The 20990-nt window shown below is 45.1% G+C and carries 18 protein-coding genes; 8 read left to right on the top strand and 10 right to left on the bottom strand.

Annotated elements, in window-relative coordinates; genetic code table 11:
* Window positions 1-196 precede the first annotated feature (196 nt).
* On the bottom strand, window positions 197-955 hold the full coding sequence (locus tag ACFPFU_RS03280) for an ABC transporter permease (RefSeq protein ID WP_377061479.1): 759 nt from the start codon (window positions 953-955) through the stop codon (window positions 197-199).
* 304 nt (window positions 956-1259) lie between these two features.
* Between ACFPFU_RS03280 and ACFPFU_RS03275 the strand changes: the two genes are divergently transcribed.
* Together ACFPFU_RS03275 and ACFPFU_RS03270 are read left to right on the top strand one after the other, a co-directional pair.
* Window positions 1260-1451 (top strand): type II toxin-antitoxin system VapB family antitoxin, encoded by a 192-nt coding sequence (locus tag ACFPFU_RS03275; protein ID WP_377061477.1) that lies wholly within the window; start codon window positions 1260-1262, stop codon window positions 1449-1451.
* A gap of 1 nt (window position 1452) precedes the next feature.
* Window positions 1453-1839: a PIN domain-containing protein gene (locus ACFPFU_RS03270; RefSeq protein ID WP_377061475.1), complete on the top strand. Its 387-nt coding sequence runs from the start codon at window positions 1453-1455 to the stop codon at window positions 1837-1839.
* A 34-nt stretch (window positions 1840-1873) separates the two neighbouring features.
* Here the strand turns inward: ACFPFU_RS03270 and ACFPFU_RS03265 are convergent, their stop codons facing one another.
* The 3 genes from ACFPFU_RS03265 to ACFPFU_RS03255 all read right to left on the bottom strand — a co-directional run bounded on the left by ACFPFU_RS03265 (window position 1874) and on the right by ACFPFU_RS03255 (window position 6664).
* Complete coding sequence (locus ACFPFU_RS03265) at window positions 1874-4225, bottom strand: ABC transporter permease (protein WP_377061473.1); 2352 nt, start codon at window positions 4223-4225, stop codon at window positions 1874-1876.
* Between the two features lie 91 nt (window positions 4226-4316).
* Window positions 4317-5393 (bottom strand): serine hydrolase domain-containing protein, encoded by a 1077-nt coding sequence (locus ACFPFU_RS03260; RefSeq protein WP_377061471.1) that lies wholly within the window; start codon window positions 5391-5393, stop codon window positions 4317-4319.
* A gap of 251 nt (window positions 5394-5644) precedes the next feature.
* Window positions 5645-6664: a GlxA family transcriptional regulator gene (locus tag ACFPFU_RS03255; RefSeq protein ID WP_377061469.1), complete on the bottom strand. Its 1020-nt coding sequence runs from the start codon at window positions 6662-6664 to the stop codon at window positions 5645-5647.
* 166 nt (window positions 6665-6830) lie between these two features.
* On the opposite strand from ACFPFU_RS03255, the gene ACFPFU_RS03250 reads away from it, so the two are divergent.
* The 5 genes from ACFPFU_RS03250 (at window position 6831) to ACFPFU_RS03230 (ending at window position 9987) form a co-directional block, all read left to right on the top strand.
* Entirely contained in the window at window positions 6831-7346 is a 516-nt protein-coding gene (locus ACFPFU_RS03250) for an NAD(P)H-dependent oxidoreductase (protein WP_377061467.1), read from the top strand.
* Window positions 7339-7851 (top strand): cupin domain-containing protein, encoded by a 513-nt coding sequence (locus ACFPFU_RS03245; RefSeq protein WP_377061465.1) that lies wholly within the window; start codon window positions 7339-7341, stop codon window positions 7849-7851. Before ACFPFU_RS03250 ends, ACFPFU_RS03245 begins: the two co-directional genes overlap by 8 nt.
* A gap of 194 nt (window positions 7852-8045) precedes the next feature.
* Entirely contained in the window at window positions 8046-8429 is a 384-nt protein-coding gene (locus tag ACFPFU_RS03240; protein WP_377061463.1) for a VOC family protein, read from the top strand.
* A 17-nt stretch (window positions 8430-8446) separates the two neighbouring features.
* Window positions 8447-9262, top strand: a complete 816-nt coding sequence (locus ACFPFU_RS03235; protein ID WP_377061461.1) for an alpha/beta fold hydrolase — start codon at window positions 8447-8449, stop codon at window positions 9260-9262.
* 293 nt (window positions 9263-9555) lie between these two features.
* Window positions 9556-9987 carry a type II toxin-antitoxin system VapC family toxin gene (locus tag ACFPFU_RS03230; RefSeq protein WP_377061459.1) on the top strand — a complete coding sequence of 144 codons (432 nt, stop codon included), beginning with the start codon at window positions 9556-9558 and terminating at the stop codon, window positions 9985-9987.
* Between the two features lie 44 nt (window positions 9988-10031).
* Here ACFPFU_RS03230 and ACFPFU_RS03225 read toward each other — a convergent pair whose 3' ends face one another.
* From ACFPFU_RS03225 to ACFPFU_RS03215, 3 genes are read right to left on the bottom strand one after another with little or no spacing between them, the layout of a single operon-like run.
* On the bottom strand, window positions 10032-10391 hold the full coding sequence (locus tag ACFPFU_RS03225) for a type II toxin-antitoxin system HicB family antitoxin (RefSeq protein ID WP_377061457.1): 360 nt from the start codon (window positions 10389-10391) through the stop codon (window positions 10032-10034).
* Window positions 10388-10645 (bottom strand): type II toxin-antitoxin system HicA family toxin, encoded by a 258-nt coding sequence (locus ACFPFU_RS03220; RefSeq protein WP_377061455.1) that lies wholly within the window; start codon window positions 10643-10645, stop codon window positions 10388-10390. The genes ACFPFU_RS03225 and ACFPFU_RS03220 overlap by 4 nt, the downstream gene beginning before the upstream one ends.
* 44 nt (window positions 10646-10689) lie before the next feature.
* Window positions 10690-11370 carry an ERCC4 domain-containing protein gene (locus tag ACFPFU_RS03215; RefSeq protein WP_377061453.1) on the bottom strand — a complete coding sequence of 227 codons (681 nt, stop codon included), beginning with the start codon at window positions 11368-11370 and terminating at the stop codon, window positions 10690-10692.
* Window positions 11371-11766: 396 nt separating this feature from the next.
* On the opposite strand from ACFPFU_RS03215, the gene ACFPFU_RS03210 reads away from it, so the two are divergent.
* Window positions 11767-12996: an Nramp family divalent metal transporter gene (locus ACFPFU_RS03210; protein WP_377061451.1), complete on the top strand. Its 1230-nt coding sequence runs from the start codon at window positions 11767-11769 to the stop codon at window positions 12994-12996.
* A gap of 194 nt (window positions 12997-13190) precedes the next feature.
* Here the strand turns inward: ACFPFU_RS03210 and ACFPFU_RS03205 are convergent, their stop codons facing one another.
* The 3 genes from ACFPFU_RS03205 to ACFPFU_RS03195 all read right to left on the bottom strand — a co-directional run bounded on the left by ACFPFU_RS03205 (window position 13191) and on the right by ACFPFU_RS03195 (window position 20660).
* Window positions 13191-15629 carry an ABC transporter permease gene (locus tag ACFPFU_RS03205; protein ID WP_377061449.1) on the bottom strand — a complete coding sequence of 813 codons (2439 nt, stop codon included), beginning with the start codon at window positions 15627-15629 and terminating at the stop codon, window positions 13191-13193.
* 83 nt (window positions 15630-15712) lie between these two features.
* On the bottom strand, window positions 15713-18121 hold the full coding sequence (locus ACFPFU_RS03200) for an ABC transporter permease (protein WP_377061447.1): 2409 nt from the start codon (window positions 18119-18121) through the stop codon (window positions 15713-15715).
* Between the two features lie 106 nt (window positions 18122-18227).
* Window positions 18228-20660: an ABC transporter permease gene (locus ACFPFU_RS03195; RefSeq protein ID WP_377061445.1), complete on the bottom strand. Its 2433-nt coding sequence runs from the start codon at window positions 20658-20660 to the stop codon at window positions 18228-18230.
* Window positions 20661-20990: the final 330 nt, after the last annotated feature.

Below are 20990 nucleotides of genomic sequence, written 5' to 3'. Positions count from 1 at the left end.
TACTTTTTCAAGAAACATCGAATAGATAGGAGGGGCTCCCTTGGAACCCGAATTCCTTAGTGCCATAGGCACGGCCGGTCTGATAACCGTAGGTTTCAACCTACGGACCCTAAATGTACACCTCTCTCTAAGTCCCATAGGGACGGCCGATTTACGCTGGTTGAGGATCGGCCGTCCCCATGGGACTTTGGGGACTTTATTGCGTCTGTTGTCCAGGGATTGAAATCCCCTGTAGATGAAGTCGCTCTTCATTATTCATTTCCTTCATACGTTCTCCCAGATACTTCTGCATAAACTCAGGAAACTTGGCCTCCAACTGTTGTGGATCAGCCAAAGGGTCTAGCTTGACGTAGGTATAAAACTCGGGCCACTTCCAACTCCCTTCCTTATTATAATCACCTTCGTTGCGATATGCCCAGGATGCTATCAGGATATCAAATTGGATGTGTGAATTTTCCGGTACATCCTGAAAGACTCCATTTACTGTAAAGGGAAATCGCCCAAGTAAATGAAGTGTTTTTCCCATGGGATTTTCAGATCCAAAAAACTTTCTTGATATTGACTCTGAAATCACAATCAAACTTGCATCCGACAACGCATTTTCAGTATCGCCATAAACAAAAGGAAAAGAAAATAGGGTAAGAAAAGACGGGTCAACATTGTACACGCGATCTTCATTGAACATCTTTATATTCCCTTGTTCATCTTCATATGATACGGCCACATTGTCTCCTAAATGTATAGATTGATGTGCCATACGGGCATATTCTTCCACTTCGGGAAAATCGGCCTTTAAAGCAGGTCCTACCCCCGGATGATTGGCCGCACTTAAGTCCTGGTCTCTTTCCAGTATTACCCGGTATATCCGATCTGCATTTTCATGAAACCTGTCATAGCTCCGTTCAAAACGAACATATTGCAAGATCAGGAAACAGGCCGCCATACCTATTGCCAAACCCCAGTATATTGACCAAGGTAAAAACCTTGTTTTTCAGTAGGTTGCGACAGGCAATTTTGAAGTAGTTTTTCCACATGTTTTTTGGGTTCAATGAGCGGTATTCAGTTCTAACCTGCAACTTTAGTACCAACTAAAAAGTGGTTTTCTTCCCGGTCAAGCCTGATTCCTATTGTTTGAAAGTCGGGTTTTCGGACAAAAATGTTCGCAGACGGACAAAGTCGAATTTTATATAACGGAATCAAACTCAAAATATATATGTTTATATTAGCATAAATAATTATGTATATAAGCATCGAAAATTATGAGAACAACATTGGATATTCCCGAAAAACTTATCATGGAAGCCATGCGGCTTACTGGCGCCAAGACGAAAAGCCAATTGATAAAGGAGGCATTGGAAGATCAAATCGCCCGTATAAAAAGAAAACGTTTGCTGACATTCAAAGGGAGCATCGATTTGGGTATCGATTTGGATAAACTTCGGGGAAGATAGGATGTCAAGGTATAAAGTTTTAGTCGATAGTTCTGTTTGGATAGCCTATTTCAGAACAGGGGACCTGGATCGCCTTGACCGCCTTATTGAGGAAGATTTGATATGTACCAACGAACTTATATTAACGGAGCTTGGGCCGTTTTTGGAACATCAGGGCAGAAATGATATCTGGGAAAATCTTCGAGCCATTGAAAATATCCCTTTAAGAATAGCGTGGGAGGAGATCAGGCGGTATCAGTTGATGAACCTTCAAAATGGAATCAATAGAGTGGGTATACCGGATTTGATCATTTTGCAACAAGTAATAGAAGAGAAAATTTCCCTTTTTAGTTTTGACAAACACTTTAAATTGATGCAGGCTTTTTTGAATTATGAATTGATTTCATAGTCCAGTGATTTGCCGATGGCATGGCTTGGGTTTCCTACTCTGACCGCAATGATTTTACCGGGTTGGCCATTGCCGTCCGTATCGCCTGTGAGCTTACTGTCAGTAACGCGATCACCAAAGTGATAAGGCCTGTTCCGGCAAAATAGTACCATTCCAACTCTACACGATAACTGAAACTTTGCAGGAAAATCTTCATGGCATACCAGGAAGCCGGCAAAGCAAAAATCATCGATATCATTACCAACTTCACAAAATCCTTTGATAGCAAAGTCACAATGGTAATCACTGAGGCACCTATAATCTTCCGAACGCCAATTTCTTTGCTTCGCCGCTCAGCCATAAAAGAGGCCAATCCGAAAAGTCCCATACAGGAAATAAAGACAGCTATCAGGCAAAAGATACTGGTTATTGTGGCTGTGCGGGCAGTGCTGTGGAATTTTTTGCCATATTCTTCATCCACAAAATGAAAATCCACATTCGCGTTTCCAGTAAACTTGCTGATGATCGCTTCTATTTGGGTAAGGTTGTGTTTGACATCATTTTCGGCATTTAGTTTTAAATGTACGATTTCATACCAAAAATTCGGTCCTGAAATAATCATCGGCGAAGCGACCTCAAAAGGAGACCTTAGCACAAAATCCTTTACTACGCCTACTACTTCCCATTCCCTTCCGGCATGCCGTATTTTTTCACCTACAGGAGTTGAGAGTTGCATGGTTTTGACCGCCGTTTCGTTGAGCAATACGGCCGAAGAATCCGAGGGAAAAGTATACATATCGATATCCCGCCCTTCTGTCAATTCCAGGCCTGCGGTTTGTACGAGATTGGCGTCGGTTGAAAAAAAATCAAAAATTGTATTATCTGTGGATAGTTTACCGCTCCAATCCACATCATGCCCGGCGGCGTATCCTTCGGATATCGGGGAAAGCGTGCGACTGATAGCCGTAACGGTTTTGGATTGCAGAAGTTCTTCGCGCAACGCCAGGAAACTGTCCTTCACGCCGCCATAATAAGAAATGTATACCAACTGATCCTTGTCGAAACCCGATTCTCTTTGGAGGGCGTGCTGGTATTGCTGGTGGACCACAATGGTGGCGGCGATCAGGGTAATGGCAAAAGTAAACTGGGCCACCACGAGTACCTGCCTGGGGGTGAGGTTGGCTTTGCCCGGACGGAATACGCCCTTTAGCACCTTTGCGGGATTGAAAGATGAAAGAAAGAAAGCCGGGTAGCTTCCTGCGAGAATACCCGTCAAACCAATGAAACCCAGATAAGCCAACCAGAAGACCGGTTCTGACCAGGGGACAGCTATCTGCTGGCCAATAAAATTGTTGAAAGTTGGCAAAAGTAGTTTTACGCATAACAGGGAAATAGACCCGGAAATGCAGGTTATGAAGATAGATTCCATCAAAAACTGGCGTACAAGGCCTCCCTTGTCGGCACCGGATACTTTTCTGATACCGACTTCTTTTGATCTTTTTTCACTCCTTGCGGTACTCAGGTTCATGAAGTTGATGCAGGCAATCAACAATACCAATGCAGATACGCTACAAAGCATTTTGACAACGGCAATCCTCCCACCAGCCTGAACGCCATTTTCAAACCTGGAATAAAGGCGCCATTTGTCCAATGGATGCAAGAATATGTCTGCCTCAACATCCGAGTGTCTGCGAACAACATCTTTTACTTTTTGATTGAAAAGCCCCAAATCGGTTTCCGGATACAGTTCCACGTAAGTGGATACGCTGTTATTTCCCCAAAAATCACTTTCATACCCCATTAGTTTTATCAGTGACCAGGGCAGTAGGGCCTGCAAACTGAATTTTGTGTTGTCGGGCAGGTCATTTAATACGCCGGTCACCGTGACGTCCACTTCGCCATGGAGGGTGATGGTTTTCCCGATGGGGTTTTCGGTACCAAAAAGTTTATGGGCAAATCGTTCCGTCAAGACGATGGAGAGGGGGGAAGCGAAAATGTGCATTTTATCACCGCTGACTAGCGGGAAATCGAACATTTCCAAAAAAGCCGGATCGATCACCGTCACATCCTCTGTCAACTGGCTCTCCCCGGCATTCAGGACCAGTTCCATCGCCATGCTCCTGGCTGCCCGGACTACTTCCGGATAGCCCGCTTCCAGAACAGGACCTAAGGGTTGGGGAGAGAAATGGTTGGTACCGATCGTCCCATTATAAATGCCCTGGTGGTATACCTCATATAACCTGTCCTTTTTAGGATGAAACTGGTCATAGGTAAATTCATAGCGTACCCAAAGCAGCAAAAGCATGGCCAGGGTCATTCCCACAACAAGCCCGCTGATATTGATAAAAGTGAAGGTCTTGTTTCTGTATAGATTTCGGTAGGAGATTTTGAGGTAGTTTTTCCACATTAGCTATGACATTTAAGTTTTTGATAAGAAGCGAAGCGGTATGCGCCATATCCGACTTTAAGACGTAAATCTTCAGTTGTTGTACGTTGTTTTATTTGATCATTTGATCCGCTAAATCTGCTGCAAAGTTGTCTAAACTGGTTGTCCCTGTGTTGCTAAGTATAATAATTGTAGCATCTTCATTTAAAACATGAAATAACATCGCCTGAGCCCCCATAATGCGTCCGGGTCTTTTGATTATTTTGTACATTTTGTTATTAATTGGATAATCTTCATATACCCAAACACCATATCCATATTCACCAAGCCCGGAAACAAACATTTGGTCCAGGGATTCCTGTTGTAGGAGTTTGAGACCAAATAGCGCCTCCGAAAACTGAAGAATATCACTTGATGTTGAATACATGGCACCTGCTGCATACCAATTCTCCATATATACAGGTAAGTCAGGTACAAGTCTTTCCAGATCATCTCTGAAAAAATAGGTGTTGGCCAGGTTTTCAAATATTTTGCCTTGATGTATTAATCCCGTGTTTATCATTTCCAAAGGCTGTAAAATATTTTCAAATAAAACTTGTTCGTATGCTTTGTTGTATACTTTTTCAATAATCTTTCCCAATACGATATAGTCTGCGTTGTTATAGTCAAACACTTCTCCCGGGTTATTTTCCAGCTTGCCGCTACAGAAATCTCTTAGCAGTTCATCCGGGCTTCTGGGTTTTTGATACAATGGGATTCCATTGTGTAAAGCGCTTTCTAAAGACGTTCCGGCGTCAATATTAACCATTCCCGATGTGTGATTAAGCAATTGTCGTACAGAGACTTTATCTGCGCCCTCACCTTCATAGGCAGGCAGGTAGGTGTTAATGGATTGATTTAAGTCAATTATATCCTTTTCAACCAATTGCATGATGAGTACGGAGGTGAACAACTTTGTTATTGAAGCGATCTTATATCTTGTATCCGTCGTATTGGGTACTTTAAACTCAAAATTTGCCCAGCCGAAACTTTCATGATAAATAGTTTTAGCCTGTTGATGAATCAGGATGGTTCCGTTAAAATCATTTTCTTTAGTATAGGACTCAATAAACTTATCCAGGCCTGAAGATTGGCCAAACAAATTAAAGTGACAGGCGCTTAAGATGCATAACGCAATGAGTTTTTTCATTATAATGATAATGTTATATAAAAATATCTTAACACTAGGAATTGAGCTCCTTCTGATAGGTTGGCGCTCATCCTTTGCTTACGACATTCATGCCAACCAAAAAATGGGGTTTTATCCCTATTTCGGCCTGTTTTTGCTGTTGGATGATGGAGTTTCCGGATAAAAATGCCCGTGGGCGGGCAAATTGAGAGGATTTTCCTTTGCCGGGTGTTTGAGGAGAGGCCTCCGGAAGCCAGAAAAGTCAGCAAGTCTTAATGATGGTGCGCGTGCTTCCCCGCGGCCATCTTTTTGGGGGAATCAACAGAAAAACGTTCCCGGTAGACACTCGGCGACAGTCCCGTATAGCGTTTGAAAAGCCGGTTAAAAAAGGCCAGGTCTTCATACCCCACGCTCCGGCTGATTTCCAAGACGGATTTCAGATCGTTTTCAATCAGGTGTCTTGCTGCATTGATCCGCACACGCTGGAGATAATTGATGGGGGTTTCACCCGTTGCAGCTTTGAAACGGCGGGCAAAGGTGCGGGGACTCATATGGGCGCTTAATGCCAATACGGTCACATCAACAGACTCCCTGAAGTTCTTGAATATCCATTCCTGCACGCTTCTGATTTGCTCATCTTCGTGGTGGATTTTCGGCGCCTCCGCAGTATATCCGGCCTGCCAGATGCGGGGCGTGCGTAGCAAAAGCGCCTTGGCGGTATGCATGGCGGTTTGATGACCGCAGTATTTCTCCACAATATAGAGACATAAATCCACACCGCTGTACACGCCGCCACTGCAAAAGATGTTACCCGACTCGGTGACATACCGTTCCGGTTGCCAGTCCACCTGCGGATAACGCTTCCTACAGTCATCAACAATGGCCCAGTGCGTGGTAGCGGGGCGGCCGTCCAGAAGGCCTGACTCGGCCAGCAAGGGTACACCTGAGCAGATTCCGGCTATGGCCGTACCTTGTTCATAAAGTCGCCTCAGTAATGGAATGAGTTTCTCGTTCTGCCTGCAGATGTCTTTTAGGCCACCGCCACCGCCTGATATCACCAGCAGATCAGCGGCGTCTATTTCGTCGATAGAATGATCCGGTTCCAGTTGCAAGGGGGTAAGCGTCTGGACCTTCTGACCATCCAGCGATGCGGTGCGGACATCAAAAAACCGTTTGCCCTTCAATCCTTTCAGCTGTTCATACAGAAATCCTGCGCTGCTTAAGATCTCCACAGGGGTCACCGCAGTGGTTGGTGTCCCCCCTTTCAAGAATACGATAACGGTTCGGATCATGGGTTTTCCTTTTTTGGCAAGATCACCTATTCACAATGTCTTTTATGCCACTTTTTGACCAGCAAAATTCCCTTCATATTTGACATGGATACAAGAACGTATCTCATGGGTAAAATTAAATCAAATTATTATAAGAAGATTCACTTAACTAAAAATAATCATTACCATGAAAAAAGTCTTATTGTTTGCCGGGAGCAACAGCTCCGAGTCCATCAACCGGAAAATTATAGAGCAGGCGGCAGGAATGCTTAACGGCCATCAGGCCAGCCTGATAGACCTCAGGGATTTTCCGATGCCGATTTTTTCAGTTGATTTGGAAAAACAGGAAGGGGTTCCCGAACCTGCCCGCAGACTGAGGGAGCTGTTCCTGGAACACGATGCCTTCGTAGTATCCGTAGCTGAGCACAATGCTTCGGTAACCACTGCTTTAAAAAACACAATGGACTGGGTATCCCGCAGTCAGGAAGACTATCGCATCCTGCTGGGAAAGCAGGTTTGGCTATTGAGCACCTCACCCGCGGAAAGCGGGGGTGCCAGTGCCCTGGAGCATGCCAAAGCCATCTTTTCCATTCTGGGAGCGGAAGTAGTAGGGGCTTTTGCTATTGGCCGTTTTTTCGATACCAGCGAGGGGAATATCTATCAGCAGGTAGGTCAGGCACTTAAAACACTTCAATATGGCTGAGAAGAATTTATATACGGATGTCCTGACCGACCGAAGCCTTATCAGGCTTCCGGGTGAAGGCAGGATATTGGATGCGGTAGGAGGGTCCACCACTTTCAAAGTCACCAGTGAGGACTCCAATGATCAGTTGGGAGTATACGAAATCACAATTGCCCCGGGCCTCACAGGAGCAAAGCAGCACTATCACCGTTTTATGGATGAAACCTTCATCATCTTGGAGGGTACTTTGACCGTTCTCCTCGCTGAAAAAACGGCAAAGATTCCTGCGGGTGGCGTGGTGTATGTTCCAAGGTTTACGCCACACGGATTCCACAATGACACAGAGGAGACGGTGAAATTGATGCTTTTGTTTAACCCTGCCCAAAAGCGAGAAGGGTTTTTTGAAGGGTTATACGAGGTAATGAGTGAAAATCCCATTGATCCGCAGAAGTTTTTCGAACTCTATCAAAAATATGATAGCTGGCCTGTGGATACGGCCGATATGCTTCCAGCAGGTGAGAAATGATATAAACGGCGATCGGGAAACGGATTTTTTGATAGGGGTTTAAGTTAATGTCCCATTCCGTCTATCCAGATGATCTTCCTCCCGCAAACAAAAATTTCTAAACAATGAAACAAATACCCTTCATCATCACAGCAATTTGCCTGGCCGCAAACGTATTTTCTCAATCAGGCCCCCTGGCTGAAAACCCAATAAAAATGAAATTAAACGCAGGCATCATCACCAAAAAAATGGCGGAGACAAAGGCATTTTATACCCAAACATTAGGTTTTGGGGTAACCTTTGAAAATGAGTTTTATCTCTTGCTTCACACGCCTGAGCGGGAAGCTGAGATCAGCTTTTTGCTGCCCGATCATCCAAGTCAGCAACCCTTGTTCCATCAAGCTTTTCTGGGTCAGGGCGTGTATCTCACCATTGAGGTAGACGACGTGGATAAGGTTTACACCGCGCTAAAAGAAAAGGGTGTGGAAATTAAAATACCTATACGGGACGAGCCATGGGGTGACCGGCATTTCGCCATACAGGATCCTAACGGTGTCGGGATCGACATTGTGAAATATTCGGCACAGGAGGGAGACTAGAATAAAGCAACACAACGATGAAAAAGAGTGGAAACCATGCGAATGTGAATGGGCTGAAGATGTATTATGAAGTATATGGTAAATGCAAGCTACTGTTGCTTTTGCCCGGGGCATTTTCAGGGATCAGCACTGCGTTGGGGAAGTTAATTTCTTTGCTGGCGGCAGAAAGACAGGTCATTGCCGCTGAATTTCAAGGATATGGCCATACCACTGATATCCCGGAGCGGCCACTTTCCTACGAGCAGCTTACCGATGATGTCATTGAATTTCTCCGTGTTTTGGATGTACCCCAAACGGATATCTTTGGCTACAGTACAGGTGCCGGAGTGGCTTTGCAGGTAGCGATGCGTAAGCCGACTGTGGTGAGAAAACTCATCTTGGCATCGGTGAGTATCAAGAGCAGTGGACACCATCCGGATCTCAAAACGCTGTTTAGTCCGGAATTCATGGAGAAGGCACTGGAAGGCAGTCCTTATCATAGGGAATATCTAAACGCGGGCAAAAGCCCCGGAGATTGGTCCAGACAATTGGATAAAATCAGGGCTTTTGAACAAAAAGAGCAAGATTGGCCAGTGGATGAGATCCGTACCATTAAGGCTCCGGCTTTGATTGTTGCTGGTGATGCGGATATCGTGCAGGCAGAGCATGTCCTGGCATTATACAAGCTTTTGGGCGGTGGCAGCTTAGGCGAGTTATCGATGCCCGTTTCCCAGCTAGCGATTTTGCCAGGAACCATACATACGGCACTTATCCAAAAAACAGATTTATTAATGGCGATGATTCCCGGCTTTCTTAACCCCGAGGAAGAACAGGGGGCCTTACCTACAAGTTGATAGGGACATCTGTGCCCAGGGGCTGGTATATCTTAGGCCGTCGACACAGCCCTATCCGTGCCAAGGGTTAAAACCCATGGTCAGTACATCCGCCGCTCCTAAGGAGCTTTAGAAATCCAAAAGAAAAACCATTTAGCAATTACACTTTTTCATAGAACATTAAATATACGGGAAACTTGTTAGGACCCCGAACTCGTTACAAGTGCCATAGGCACGGCCGATCTGATAGCCGTAGGTTTCAACCTATGGCTATCAAATGTATACCCTCTCTCTTAAGTCCCAAATTAAATCCCATGTTAAAAGGAAGTTTGCCTGAAGTATTTCTTGATACTGATGTTGCTTTTGATATCATTTCAAAAAGAAAGCCTTATTTTGTGAACGCCGTCAAGCTGCTTGAGTTGACATCGAAAGACAAAGTAGCGCTGCTTATTTCCGAAAGCAGCATGGCCAATCTCATTTACCTTTCTTTTAATATCTACAAATTGCCAGATGCGGCGTCTAAATTGTTGGATTTCGTAGCAGCTTGCAGCATTGCGGGAGGAGGGAAATCAGTCATGATGGAAGCGCCGGCTTCAAACTTTAAAGACAAAGAAGACGCGCTGCAATATTATACAGCCCTTCATCATGGTGCCGATTATTTCGTTACCAGAAATACAAAAGATCACAAATTTTCTTCCCCTATACTCCCCGTATTTACCCCATCGGAGTTTTTGGAGCATATTTGAGAGTGAATGTCATTGGTTAAAGGGTAGGAGCAGGTTTATTTCACTCAATCAGATGTCCACTGTTTTTTTTGATCTGTAAGATAAGATTCCAAGGCCTTTTCTACCAATTGATTTAAGGATACACCCAATTCCGTGGCTTTTAAAAATGCTTTCCTGTGGGTGATGGGTTGTACCCTGACATTGAAACTTCCTTTAAATGACTTCAAAGGCTGCTTTCCCGTTTCTTTACATAAATCCAAGTAATCATCCACAGCTTCCTCAAAAGCCGACTTCAGCGCTTCAACGGATTTTCCTTCAAAACTAACCAGATCATCTATTCCTTCAAGTTTCCCAAAGAAAACCTCATCTTCAGCACTATAAGATACAGATCCGATAAATGCTTTATATTTCAGTACATTCTTCATAACCCATTTACTTTTTGAAGCTCTTTTATGACCATATCGATGATATACATTTTGAGAATATTTTTAGGGTGTGGCTTATGCAACCTGATGATATGTTGGTTCTCGGGATGGTAAAACGCTTTCCTGGATCCGGCTGTTTTACCAAGTTTTATTTCCTCATATCCAATCTTTGACAATAGACTTACCAATTCCTCAAATGTGAAATCCTTTGGTCTACTCAATAGCCTTTGTTTTAATTTATCCAGCTTTGTCATAACAAAAGTAACTGTTTTATAGTTGCAAAATCAATATAATAATTTCATTTTTTCAAAATTTCCATTAAAGTCTCAACGGTCTTTTTCCCGATACCCGGTACCTGTAGAAGTTCCCCGGGGTCTGCTGTAAACACGGCACGCAGGTTGCCGAATTTCGTCAACAGCCTTTCTGCCTTATCGGCGCCTATTCCCGGAAACCCTTCTAGGATATGGATTTTCTGGGAAAGCATGGGATTGTTTCTCTTCTTGAAAAAAGTGGTTCGGGGGTAAAACCTTTGATTCTCCAGCCGGTCACGGGTAAGTTGTTTGAAACTTTGCAACATCACCCGAGTGGTTTCTTTGATGTTTTTGGTCCTGAGGACAGGAAGCCTGAATGCCAGAGAAATCGAGAGCAAAATACCTTGGATGGCCCGCGAGGAAAAATGCGTTTTCTTAAAATCACTGTTCTTTCCCTCCAAAATAAGACAGGCGGGCACCTGGCCTCTAACCAGCCTTCCTGTCTGACCGAACAATCTTCCGTCTTTTATCGAGCTGCAAAAATCAGGGATGGTCTTTCTTTCTATCAATAAATCCCCGTCAAAAAGGTAATCGCCTGCAGTCAGCCGCTGCCGGAGGATGATCATGTTTCCCATTTTCAGGAACTCATTTTCCATGTCAGCCGGTTCCCTGTCATCGATAGTGACGTGTAAAGGCAAAAAGTAAGAGGATTTCAGCAATTTGGACATAGGAAAAAGTTTAGGATACCTCACTAATTTACAAAATCCTTGATTGGTAAAAACAAATAGTTGAAATTTAATGATGCCTCCTTTCGGGTTTCCGTGAGCACAGATTATCACCTCAATAAGCGGAATTTCATGGATCACGAATAATTCCGTGATCCTTTGGCTTCTATTTTTTTGGATATTCCTATCTTTATTTAATGGGCAAGGTTGATTGGAATAAGCAGCATATTTATCCATGGCTTTTTTCCGCGCTGTCGGTAGCGGGTGATCGGGGTAAGGCCTGGCTTGACCTACTTGTAATTTGTATGAAAGAAAAAGAAATCCGCCGCCGGTGGAAAGTGTGTACAATGAGTATAGCATGTGAAACCATAGACACGGTTTATACCTTACGCAGGTTTAATGGGTAGTTGGAAAAAATACTTTGGTCCGGGGCCTATTGTTGCTGCGGCTTTTATCGGCCCCGGTACAGTGACAGTATGTACTTTGGCAGGGGTGAATTTTGGTTATGAGTTATTATGGGCGTTGGGTCTGTCGACTGTCACCACAATCGTCTTGCAGGAAATGTCGGCCCGGATAGGCCTGGTTACGCAGAGGGGACTGGCTGAAAATATAGCGGCTACCGTCAGACAGGGTGCTTTGAAATATTTGTCGCTAAGTCTCGTGTTACTGGCTGTTGTCCTTGGTAATGCAGCCTACGAGGCGGGAAATATCAGCGGTGCCACCATGGGGGCAGAGATGTTTGTTCCCATATCCCTTATAAGTTTCGGAGGAATTCAGGTAAACCTGATCAATCTGCTGATCGGCATATTGGCATTCATGCTTTTGCTGACGGGAAGCTACCAAAAGATCGCCCGGGTTTTGACCTTTTTGGTGGTTTCGATGAGTCTGGCCTTCTTGGTCAATGCCTTCTTGAGTGCACCTGACTGGGCTGCCCTTATAGAGGGGTTTGTTCCCACCGTCAGTGAAAGTAACATCATCACCACGGTTGCATTAGTGGGAACCACGGTGGTCCCATATAACTTATTTCTGCATTCAAGTCTTGTGACCCAAAGGTGGAAGGATATCAGTGGACTCAAATACGCCAGGATGGATACCTGCATAGCAGTTATCATAGGTGGGCTGGTGTCCATGGCTATCGTGGTTACGGGAGTAAAAGGCCAGTCACTGGAGGTGACCCGGGCTGCTGATCTGGCTGTGGGGTTAGAGCCGCTGATGGGGGCATATGCCAAATATTTTATGGCTTTCGGACTTTTTGCCGCGGGACTGACTTCCGCCATGACTGCCCCGTTGGCCGGTGCGCTGGTGATCGCGGGATGCTTTGGCTGGTCCACTGCTCTCCACAGCCGATCCATGAAATGGAGTGTGTCGCTGATCCTGGGTTTGGGTCTTTTGTTTTCATCGTTGGGAATCAAACCTGTACAGTTGATCACCATAGCCCAGTTGGCCAACGGCATATTGCTCCCCCTTCTGTCAGCCTATGTCATCTGGATCATCAACAAAAAAACACTCATGGGCCGTTATACCAACTCCCCAACCGTCAATGTCCTCACATGGGTAGTATGGCTGATTACCTTGGGCTTGGGATGGCTAAGTATCTACAAGGTGTTGGTTTCCATGGGTTTAATTTGAATTTTGGAAATACAAAAAATTTTAGAAAGGGATAAATATAAAATCGGATTTATTGGGCGAAAGGGTTTCGTCTTACATTGAAACAGCCAGGGTAACTATAAGACAGCTTTTCCAAATGTCATTTATATTTTATACAATGTTCAACACTTTACATCTCATCCCATTCTTTATCTTCCCCAATCACCAGATCACCTTCACTCCGATCGAAGTGACTCAACAGGATTGGCCAACGCAACCTTGACAGACTGGAAACTCACGGTCAATAAGGCTATGACCACAGTTCCCAACCCGGCAATGGCAAACATCCACCATTCCATATCAATGCGGTAAGCATAGTTTTCCAGCCATCTGTTCATCACGAACCAGGCGATGGGAGAACCGATCAGAAACGCCATCAATACCAATTTTATAAAATCAGAAGAAAGCATCCCAACGACACCACTGACGGATGCACCCAATACCTTCCGGATGCCGATTTCTTTGGTCCGTTGCCTGGCGGTGTAAGTGGCCAGCCCCAGCAGCCCCAGACAGGCAATGAAGATAGCCAGTGAAGTAAATACGGTAAAAAGTTTGGCAAATCGCAGATCATTCCGGTATTGCCGGTCAAACTGCTCATCCACAAAGGTGTATTGGAACGGGTTTCCGGGAAAGTGCTGCTTGTATAGCGCTTCTACCGCGGCAATGGTCTGGGACAGGTTCTCCGTTCCTACTTTAATGGAAATGTGATGATTGTATGGATCCAGGTAAAATATGATATTCTCCCGGGTATGGTGGGCCGAGGACCAGTTGAAATCCTTCAGGACACCAATCACCCGGCCGTGGGACAGCTCTTCTCCCAGTGCATCTTCGGGTGTATCAAAGCCCAGGGAGTAAGCGGCGGTTTCGTTGATCAGGATAGGGGAGGGCTCTCCCTCCGGTACTGAGTAAGACCTGTTTTGAATGTCTCCGGCTACCAATTCCAGTCCATAAAGACTCACAAAGGCCGTGTCGATAGAGGTCCCTGAAGCGGCTATTTCCTCTGATTGATCGGCTGTGGCCTTCTTGAAGCTATTTGTCCCAAAAGCAAATCCTTTTCCGGGTAATGTTCCGGAGGTTCCGATCTTCCCTACAGATTGGAGGCTGGACAATTCCTGGGTGAAAGTTTCGACAACATTTACTCTGTCCATTCCATTCGGGATTAGCCTGGGTCCGGGTATGGTTAATACCTGTTCCAAATCCATTCCCAGTTCCATATGCTGCATATAGTTGACCTGCTTATAAACTACTGTGATTCCGACGAGGAGAACGATGGAGATGGTAAACTGAAACACGATAAGTCCCCGTCTCATCCCCGTGGTGGCGGAAAACGTACCGGTGCTTCCTTTGAGCACCTCCCTGGGCTTGAATGAGGAAAGCATAAATGCGGGATACAATCCCGAGAGGAGTACAACTACTAAAAAGAGAAGTGGAAATACGGTCCAAAAGCCAGAACTGTTCCATAAGGCAAATGTGAGATTGACATCCGCCCAGGTATTAACCATGGTCAGAGCTAATCCCGCAAGCGCAAACCCAAGTACCGTTGAGACGAGAACCGTTAGGGCGGATTCGCAAAGAAACTGGAAAACCAACTGGTCTTTTTGTGCACCAATCGCCTTGCGAACGCCTACTTCCCGTGCCCTGCTGAGCGCACCTGCTGTAGCCAGGTTAATGTAATTGACCAATGCAATCAGCAGGGTGATCAAACCGATGACGGTAAAGAAATACACCGCGCGGGAACTTCCTTTCGCCACATGCGAAAGCGGTAAGTCTTCATTAAGATAAATATCCCGAAGGGGTAGGGAATTGACATATGCCCTTACATTGCTCTGCCAGAAGTCTTCTTGCCGGTTACGCATATAGATCTCTGTAAACTTTCTATCTACCTCAGTGAGGTCTGCATCAGGGCGAAGCTGGACGTAGGTGATAAAATTATTCCAACCCCAGCCCGCTGAAGGGTTGTTGTAGTCACTTTTTTGAAAAAGGTCTGCCACCGGGAGGAGAAAGTCAAATTGGAGATGGGAGTTGGCCGGAATATCCCGGAGTACACCGTTAACGACACCGCTAAACTGAAAACCACCACCAAACCAGCCCCTGACCTCCAGTATTTGCCCTATGGGGTCTTCGTTGCCAAAATACTTTTGTGCCGCCGATTGGGATAGCAAGAGTGTGCCGGGTTCCAGAGCCCGGGTAGGATCTCCGGAAACCAGGGGGTAAGTGAACATGTGGAAAAAGGAGGAGTCAACATAATAAAGCCGATCTTCTTCGAAAGTTTTGTCCGGCTGGATGGGGTTGGATATTACCGCACTGCCATATTCCGGATGAACCCGGGCAAAGCGAAGCACTTCCGGTGTCTCTTCAGCGAGGGCAGGGGCCACGGACCATCCTGTAGATGCGATGATATTCGGTTCCCCATCATTTTGTACCCGTGCCCAGGAAATATGATAGATATCCCCGGCATTCTCATGAAATTCATCAAAGCTGTATTCGAACGCAACATATTGAAAAATCAGCAGACAGCATGCCATGCCGATACCCAGTCCCCCAATATTGATCAGTGCATATCCCGGGTTTTTCCGGAGGTTTTGTAATGCGATTTTAAAATAATTCTTAATCATCCCTATGGTTTTTTAATGCCGTTGATGGATTAATCAGTTTGACAAAAACTAAATCACTTTCTATTTAACCAATATTCCATACCTTACTCGGTCCGTAGTGAATTAACAGGATTCATCAGTGCGGCTTTGATGGACTGGAAGCTGACGGTGACCAAGGCGATGCATACAGATGCAATTCCCGCCAGGATAAATACCCACCATTCGATTTCGATCCTAAAAGCAAAATCCTGCAGCCACCTGTCAAGCGCATACCACGCCAACGGCCAGGCGATCAGATTGGCAATAAACACCAGTTTTATGAAATCCCTGGATATGATGGCAACGACATTCTGTATTGTAGCGCCAAGTACCTTTCTGATTCCGATTTCCTTGATCCTTTGCTCTGCCGAAAAGGAAGCGAGTCCAAACAGACCCAAACAGGAGATCAGTATGGCCAGTATGGTAAGAACACCGACGATCTCGCTAAGGGTATTGTCTGCCCGGTATAGCCTGGCAAAATGGTCGTCCAGAAATTCATACTCGAATTCACTTTCCGGAACGATCCTGTTCCAGGTGGATTGGATATAGCCCACGGCTTCATTGGCTTTTTCCCCATTTATTTTGATGGATACCTCTCCATATCCCCAATCCTTCTGGTTGAACAGGCAAAGGGTTTCTATCTTATGGTGGAGAGAATTGAAATTAAAGTCTCTTGCGACACCGATAATTTTCCCCAAAGAATCTAATCCGCTAAAGCCAAAACCTCTCCCTATCAAAGATTCAATAGGTGTTTCCGGCTCATCTCTGAGCAGTTCGCGGGCCAGGGTTTCATTGATAATATAGGTCCTGCCGTTTTCGCTGTCATAATCCGCGGAAAAGTTTCTTCCAGCCACCAAAGAAATCTGATATACATTCAGGAAATCCGGATCAACAACAACCTGTGAGGTTGCCAGTTGCCTTACAGGGCCGTTGCCATGGTAGCTGACTCCCGTCTGATGAAGGTTGTTGCCCAGCTTTTGCTGTGATGCAGTGACACCGTTGATAAAGGTACTGGAAAGAAGTTCCTGTTTCAGGGCTTCATATTTGGGGTTTGATTTGCTGTCTAAGGGGACAGTGACTACCTGTTCACGCTGAAATCCCGGGTCTTTTTTTTGCATAAAACGAAGCTGTTCTGTAGCAAATACGGTGGCTATGATCAGAAATACTGCACTGGAGAACTGGCCTATGACAAGAATATTTCTGAAAAGAGGCTTGCCCCTGCCGGTTTGTGGCGTACCTTTCAGTACTTTGGTGGGTTGAAAAGAGGAAAGGTAGGCCGCCGGATATAGTCCCGATAAAACACCCGCCGCAAGCGTGCCTATCAATAAAGCCATCACAAACCGGGCATCACTGAATAAGGGAAAATCAATCTGTCTTTGACTTAAGTGGTTGACATAAGGAAGTAGCAGAGCCACCAAGACAAGGGACAACAGCAAGGCAATGAAGCAGAGTAAGACGGATTCACCGATAAACTGAAAATAAAGTTGCAACCGTTTTGCTCCGACGGTTTTCCGCACACCGATTTCTTTTGCCCGGCCGGCGGACCTTGCTGAAGAAAGGTTTATAAAGTTAATGGAAGCTATGATCAACACCATGATGGCGATAATGGAAAAAACGGCCGTATAGTTGCTGTCGAACTTCTGGTAATTGAGGTAATCGTGCGTGATATTAGTGGAATAGGCATGGACTTCCTGAAGGGGTTGCAGGAAGAGTTCATAGCCTTTGGCTCTTTCCTCTCCCATATGGCTTTGCAGGTAGGCAGGAAATTTATCCTCCAATGCTTTCAGGTCGGTACCGTTGGCCAGTTCCAGATAGGTCACCAACCAATTGCCTCCCCAGTTTTCCATATGCCGGGGGCCTGTAATGGTATTGAAGGAAAACAGGCCCCCGAACTTCAGGTGGGAATTATCCGGGACATCTTCCGAAATACCGGTTACCATAAACGAAAGGGTATCACGTCCGTAATGGGTTACAGATTGGCCCAGGGCATCTTCCTCTCCAAAGAGGCTAAAGGCCGATTTTTTGGTCAGCACCACGCTGTTGGGCTTTTGCAGGGCCGTGTTCCGGTCTCCGGCAATCAGCTCGAAATCAAAGAGCTGCAGGAATGTGGAATCCGCCCAAAGAGCCTCCGGAATGGTGATACTTCTTGTTTCGGTCCGTAAAGCCACTTTCCCAAAATTATTGATCCGGGTAAAATTCAGTATTTCCGGAAATTCATCCCTTAAGGTGGGTCCCATGGGGAACATGGACAAGGCCACGTTCTGAGGAGCGACCATTCCTTCCCATTTCTGAACTTCATTGAGACGGTAGATATTTTTAGTATGGAAACTGTCAAAACTCCTTTCATAAAAGACAAACAACAGAATCACTATACAGGCAGCCAGACCGATAGCCAGGCCGGATATGTTGATCAAAGAATAAAACCTGTTTTTCCACAGGTTTCTCCAGGCGGTTTTAAGATAGTTTTTCCACATATTATTTATGTTTCTGAGCGAAAATAGTTTTCACCATGTTCTCATAACTTTATAAATGCCAGCCCAGCCCCTATGATGCCAAGATCATGATAACATCCCTCACCTTTCACTCCGAACGCAAAGACTCAACAGGATTGGTGAAAACAGCTTTTAAAATCTGAAAACTGACGGTAGATAAGGCGATCAAGAACGCTCCGAGACTCGCTCCTGCAAATATCCATACTGATAAGTTTGTTCGGTAGACAAAATTATCCAACCAGTTCTTCATAAAATAGGAAGATATCGGAATAGCAATGACACATGAGATGATAACCAGTACCATAAATTCCTTAGACAATAAGCCCCACAGGTTGGCTACGGTGGCCCCCAAAATCTGCCGGATACCAATCTCTTTGGTACGCTGTTCCGCCACATAAGATGCCAGTCCGAACAATCCCAGACAACTGATGAAAACGGCGAGGATTCCAAAGAACGTGGTCAGTTTTCCAATTTGCTCTTCCGCTGTAAATTTTGTTTTGTATTCCTCATCAACAAAGCTATAATCAAACGGTACTGAGGGGATTATCTTTTTGAATACAGCTTCTATTTTAGGAAGCGCCTCACTGATACTGACTTTAGGGTTCATTCTGATGTTGATCCAATTAATCCTGCCGTTATGCCCTTTTATATAGAAAACCGTGGGCTTAACCGGTTCATATGGAGATTCCATCACCATATCTTTAATTACTCCCAATATCTTATAGTCCATCGGCTCCCGGTTACCTTCCCACCAGTTCCAGGTTACCGATTGCCCTACCGGGTTTTCCAGGCCCATCTGTTTTGCTGCCGCTTCATTGATCACCATGCCTGAAGAGTCGCTTGCAAATTCCCTTGAAAAATCCCTTCCTTCCACAACCTGCCAACCAATCGTATTACCATGCTCGTGTGTGATGGCCAGTGTTCCAAAATTTGCATCGTTATTTGGATCCTTGCCCTCCCAGTCAAAACCACCGTTACCTGAGGCCAATTGGGTTATTCTGCCCATGGATCCGGACATTTCTTCTACCAAGCCCGTGTTTTTGAGTTCTGTTCTCAGGGATTCATACTTTTTATAGAAATCCTCCGATTTCATCTGCATGGTAATCAGCCCTTCCCTGCTATAGCCGACTGGACGGTTTTTGCCAAACTGGATCTGCTGATAAATAATAGTTGTGCCGATAATCAGGACGATGGAGATACTGAACTGAATTACGACTAATACTTTTCTGGGGACGGATGCATAAGGTCCCAGACGAAACGTACCTTTTAATGCCTTCACAGGTTGGAAAGAAGACAAAAACAAAGCAGGGTAGCTGCCTGCCAATAAACCCGTAAATAAAATGAAGAGCCCGCTTAGAAGCCAAAAGCCTGGAAGAGACCATGGCAGGACCATTTGTTTGGCAGCTAATCCGTTAAACCAGGGCAATAGGAGGGCAACGAGCAGAAGGGCGACTGCAAATGCTAAAATCACCACCAAAAAAGATTCACTGAAGAATTGATAGATTAATTGGTTTCGTGCCGAACCGACCGTTTTTCTGACACCTACTTCCTTGGCTCTTTTTTCAGAACGGGCGGTGCTTAAATTCATGAAATTAATGCATGCCAAAAGCAGAACAAACATCCCGATAGAACCGACCAGCCAGACCATTTTGACAGGTTCTAATTCAGAGGGTCCGGTGTAAGGCGGGAATAAATGCCACCGGCTCATTGGATATAGAATGACATGACGCCCTTGTTGCATAAACTGTTCGGCATCAGCCGGATCAGCCTCCAGAACATCCTTTATCTTATCGGATACTTTGTGAAAAGTGGAAGTGGAGGGAATTTGCACATATATCTGGATAAAATGATTCCGCCAGTCAGTCAATGTGTTTTCTTCTATCCATTTATTCTCCAAAAGAAATAAGTCCCATGGTGCAAAAAAATTGACATGATGGAATTTGCTGTTATGCGGAAAATCCTCGTAAACCCCGGTAACCGTTACATCTGTTTTGTTGTTCATGCGGATTACCTTATTAATAGGATCATCCCCACCAAAAAGGGCCTTTGCCATTGAAGCAGAAAGCATGATGGAATGCGTGTTTTTTAATCCGGCCCTGAAACCATGGGTCATTTTAAAGGTGAAAAGCTCCGGTGCTCCTTCATCCACATAGTGACCAGTTCCCGCTAAACTTTTTTCACTGGATGAAAGGATTTGCTCACTGTTCCAGGAGATCCTGACAATATGTTCAAAATCTTCCTTATAGTGGTCGATAAGTTTCGTCCCCAATGGATAAACCATTGTTGTACCGATATATTCTTCTCCCTCATAGGTTCCAGTGTCATAGGTTCCAGTGATAGCTATCTGGGCAACCCGGTCATAATTATCGTGGTATTTGTTAAAGGACAGTTCGTCCCATATCCACAGGCCATTCAGGATAGCAACAGCCATCCCCAAGGCCAGTCCTCCTATATTGATGAACGAATACCCCTTGTTTTTGAGCAGGTTTCTCCAGGCAATTTTAAGATAGTTTTTCCACATGGTTGTAATGTTAAGATCCGGAATCAGAGATCAGCGGATACAGATTGACGGCAACCAGTAAATCTGTTTAGCGACTTCCATGCCAGTGAAAATCGCCCTGTATAGACCAATAACTCATCTTTTTCCTGCTTCAGTCTTTTCTTTTCGGACGAAACCGTCCGCCAACGGTCGTTTTAATCCAGTTGGCCTCCTCCCATCATTACTTTTCCTCCACTATCGCCAGGCTATTTAAGCATGAAATTTCATCAGGTTTGCGCCTGAAGCAGGTATGATCCTCTGGTCTCGACCTCCCAACAGATTGGTTTCTTCAATAGGAACAGCCACAAATTG

It is taken from the genome of Negadavirga shengliensis, from assembly GCF_042652345.1.
GTDB classification, from domain to species: domain Bacteria; phylum Bacteroidota; class Bacteroidia; order Cytophagales; family Cyclobacteriaceae; genus Negadavirga; species Negadavirga shengliensis.
The sequence above is the reverse complement of the archived record's forward strand: the minus strand, read 5'-3'. Positions and strand labels throughout refer to the sequence as shown.

What these genes read in the sequence shown, in the direction of transcription:
- ACFPFU_RS03275 (WP_377061477.1), top strand. Translation starts at nt 1,260, where the DNA reads ATGAGAACAACATTGGATATTCCCGAAAAACTTATCATGGAAGCCATG.
- ACFPFU_RS03270 (WP_377061475.1), top strand. Translation starts at nt 1,453, where the DNA reads ATGTCAAGGTATAAAGTTTTAGTCGATAGTTCTGTTTGGATAGCCTAT.
- ACFPFU_RS03265 (WP_377061473.1), bottom strand. Translation starts at nt 4,225, where the DNA reads ATGTGGAAAAACTACCTCAAAATCTCCTACCGAAATCTATACAGAAAC.
- ACFPFU_RS03260 (WP_377061471.1), bottom strand. Translation starts at nt 5,393, where the DNA reads ATGAAAAAACTCATTGCGTTATGCATCTTAAGCGCCTGTCACTTTAAT.
- ACFPFU_RS03255 (WP_377061469.1), bottom strand. Translation starts at nt 6,664, where the DNA reads ATGATCCGAACCGTTATCGTATTCTTGAAAGGGGGGACACCAACCACT.
- ACFPFU_RS03250 (WP_377061467.1), top strand. Translation starts at nt 6,831, where the DNA reads ATGAAAAAAGTCTTATTGTTTGCCGGGAGCAACAGCTCCGAGTCCATC.
- ACFPFU_RS03245 (WP_377061465.1), top strand. Translation starts at nt 7,339, where the DNA reads ATGGCTGAGAAGAATTTATATACGGATGTCCTGACCGACCGAAGCCTT.
- ACFPFU_RS03240 (WP_377061463.1), top strand. Translation starts at nt 8,046, where the DNA reads ATGAAATTAAACGCAGGCATCATCACCAAAAAAATGGCGGAGACAAAG.
- ACFPFU_RS03235 (WP_377061461.1), top strand. Translation starts at nt 8,447, where the DNA reads ATGAAAAAGAGTGGAAACCATGCGAATGTGAATGGGCTGAAGATGTAT.
- ACFPFU_RS03230 (WP_377061459.1), top strand. Translation starts at nt 9,556, where the DNA reads ATGTTAAAAGGAAGTTTGCCTGAAGTATTTCTTGATACTGATGTTGCT.
- ACFPFU_RS03225 (WP_377061457.1), bottom strand. Translation starts at nt 10,391, where the DNA reads ATGAAGAATGTACTGAAATATAAAGCATTTATCGGATCTGTATCTTAT.
- ACFPFU_RS03220 (WP_377061455.1), bottom strand. Translation starts at nt 10,645, where the DNA reads ATGACAAAGCTGGATAAATTAAAACAAAGGCTATTGAGTAGACCAAAG.
- ACFPFU_RS03215 (WP_377061453.1), bottom strand. Translation starts at nt 11,370, where the DNA reads ATGTCCAAATTGCTGAAATCCTCTTACTTTTTGCCTTTACACGTCACT.
- ACFPFU_RS03210 (WP_377061451.1), top strand. Translation starts at nt 11,767, where the DNA reads ATGGGTAGTTGGAAAAAATACTTTGGTCCGGGGCCTATTGTTGCTGCG.
- ACFPFU_RS03205 (WP_377061449.1), bottom strand. Translation starts at nt 15,629, where the DNA reads ATGATTAAGAATTATTTTAAAATCGCATTACAAAACCTCCGGAAAAAC.
- ACFPFU_RS03200 (WP_377061447.1), bottom strand. Translation starts at nt 18,121, where the DNA reads ATGTGGAAAAACTATCTTAAAACCGCCTGGAGAAACCTGTGGAAAAAC.
- ACFPFU_RS03195 (WP_377061445.1), bottom strand. Translation starts at nt 20,660, where the DNA reads ATGTGGAAAAACTATCTTAAAATTGCCTGGAGAAACCTGCTCAAAAAC.